At 58.6% G+C, this 2,403-nt stretch carries 3 protein-coding genes; all 3 read left to right on the top strand.

Features of this window, described 5'->3' with window-relative positions:
• Nucleotides 1-50: 50 nt before the first annotated feature.
• Complete coding sequence (locus ADICEAN_RS20630; RefSeq protein ID WP_009197618.1) at nt 51-584, top strand: GbsR/MarR family transcriptional regulator; 534 nt, start codon at nt 51-53, stop codon at nt 582-584.
• A gap of 70 nt (nt 585-654) precedes the next feature.
• On the top strand, nt 655-1,578 hold the full coding sequence (locus ADICEAN_RS20625) for a TIGR01777 family oxidoreductase (RefSeq protein ID WP_009197617.1): 924 nt from the start codon (nt 655-657) through the stop codon (nt 1,576-1,578).
• On the top strand, nt 1,575-2,403 hold an 829-nt coding region (locus tag ADICEAN_RS20620), incomplete at its 3' end, for a hypothetical protein (protein ID WP_040398680.1). The genes ADICEAN_RS20625 and ADICEAN_RS20620, both read left to right, overlap by 4 nt.

Below are 2,403 nucleotides of genomic sequence, written 5' to 3'. Positions count from 1 at the left end.
TACCTATTCTCACCACACCCTCACTTATCTTTCATTTTATTTTGAAAGTTATGAAAGCATTAGTACCTTGCCCCCATCATGCAGTTACCAGAAGCAAAAGCAAGTTTATTGAAGCCTGGGGCACCCTGGGCTCCAGCTGGGGGGTGCCGCGCACCATGGCCCAGATCCATGCACTGCTGCTGGTATCGGCCGGGGCGCTTAGTACCGAGGAGGTGATGGAGAGCCTGCAGATCAGCAGGGGCAATGCCAACATGAACCTGCGCAACCTGATGGACTGGGGACTGGTGGAAAAGGAATTGCATGTAGGCGAACGAAGGGAGTACTTTAAAGCGCCTAAAGATGCCCAGTACATTGCCCGCCAGGTAGCCGTTCAGCGCAAGAAACGGGAATTGGAACCTATGCTGCGCGTACTGCAGGAGCTGCAGGGGGTGGAGGGGGCCGATGCCGACACCAGCCAGTTCCGGGGCCAGATCGGAGATATCTATGATTTTGCCCTGCAGTCGGAGCGGATGCTCAACCTCTTTATCAGCTCGCAGCAAAACTGGTTCATGAAGGCGCTGATGAAACTAACGGGGAAGAAGTAAAAAAATTTACCCACTAACTTTCAATTATTTTTGAAAGTTATGAAATATTTGAAATCAAAACCGTACTGCCATGCACAACAAACTGATCATTGCCGGAGGGAGTGGCTTCTTAGGAAAGCTGGCCGCTACCCATTTTAGCACACTGGGATGGGACGTAGTAATCCTGAGCCGGAAGGCCTATCCCTCCAAGGGGCCCATTCGCTATGCCCAGTGGAATGGCAGCACCCTTGGTCCCTGGCAGCAGGAGCTGGAGGGTGCCCGCCTGCTGCTCAACCTTAGCGGCAAATCGGTGGATTGTCGCTATACCCCTGCCAACCGCAGCGAGATCCTGCTCTCCCGCCTCAACAGCACCCGTTGCCTGAGCCAGGCGGTAGCCGCCTGTCAGCAGCCGCCCGCCTTGTGGATCAATGCTTCTTCGGCCACCTGGTACCGCCATGCTCATACGCCGCAAGATGAGGCAGCGGGCGAAATGGGGGAAGGCTTTTCGGTAGAGGTAGTGGAGGAATGGGAGCGGGCCTTCTTTGCGCAGCGGCAGCCAGGGGTACGTAAAGTGGCCCTGCGGCTGGGTTTTGTACTGGGGCCGCAGGAGAGTGCCTTTGTTCCCCTTAAGCTGATGGCCCGGCTGGGCATAGGCCGCTTGGGCCCCGGCACCCAGTACATGAGCTGGCTCCATCAGCAGGATTACCTGAACATGCTGCAGTTCTTGCTCGATACGCCCGCTGCCGAGGGGGTCTTTAATGCCACGGCACCCCACCCCGTCCGGAACCGGCACTTTATGGCTGCGCTACGCCAGGCCCTGGGCCAACCCCTTGCCCTGCCGCTGCCCGCCCCCCTGCTGGAGCTGGGCAGCTGGCTGATCCGCACCGAGACCGAGCTGGTGCTCAAAAGCCGCTATGTGGTACCCCGCCGCCTGCAGGCGCTGGGCTACCGCTTTGCCTATCCGCAGATAGAAGAAGCGCTGCAACAGTTAACCATCACCCCTCAAACATCATGAAACGCCTGAGAACCCTCCTGCTGGGGCTGCTGGCCGGTGTGGCCTACGCCCTGCTTTGCATGCTGCTGGTGCAGTGGAGCCACCGTACGGTATCCATTGGGTTTGTGTTTGCCCTGCCGCTGGTGATGGGTGCCCTGCCGGTGCTGCTTTCTACCAAAGCACAGCTCAGGAGCTATCTGTGGTACCTGCTGCTGCCCTGGGGCTCGGTGCTCCTTTTCTTTTATCTGGCACTGCTGCTGGAGCTGGATGGCATCATCTGCCTGGCCATTATCATCGCCCCCTTTCTGGTACTGGGTAGCCTGGGCGCCTTTGTTTTTCGCCTTATACGCCTGCGGCAAAGGGGGGATAGGTCACCCCGCCTGTATCTGTCCCTGCTGCTGCCCCTGGCGGTGCTGGGACTGGAGGAGCTGCACCGCCCGCAGGACCAGTACGGTACGGTGAGCACCCAGCTGCTGGTAACCGCCGACAGGGCCACGGTCTGGGAAAACATCAAGAGCGTATCCAACATCCAGCCGCAGGAGATAGAACCCCTGCTGATCCACCGCATCGGCGTACCCAAGCCCCTGAGCGGCGACCTGGACCGGGATGGAGTAGGCGGCATACGGCACATCCGCTGGGAAAAGGGCATCCGCTTTCGGGAAGTGATCACCGACTGGCAGGAGGGAGAGGGATTTGCCTACGATATCATCATCAATCCGGAGGATATCCCGCCCCGCACGCTGGATGATCATGTGATGATTGGCGGGCAGTATTTTGATGTGTTGCGGGGCAGCTACCGGATCGACTCCCTGGGCCCGAACCTGCAGCGCATTACCCTCAGCTCAA

Source organism: Cesiribacter andamanensis AMV16 (assembly GCF_000348925.1).
GTDB classification, from domain to species: domain Bacteria; phylum Bacteroidota; class Bacteroidia; order Cytophagales; family Cyclobacteriaceae; genus Cesiribacter; species Cesiribacter andamanensis.
Note: the sequence above shows the minus strand (reverse complement) of the source record. Positions and strands in the feature narration are given on the sequence as shown.

What these genes read in the sequence shown, in the direction of transcription:
- ADICEAN_RS20630 (WP_009197618.1), top strand. Translation starts at nt 51, where the DNA reads ATGAAAGCATTAGTACCTTGCCCCCATCATGCAGTTACCAGAAGCAAA.
- ADICEAN_RS20625 (WP_009197617.1), top strand. Translation starts at nt 655, where the DNA reads ATGCACAACAAACTGATCATTGCCGGAGGGAGTGGCTTCTTAGGAAAG.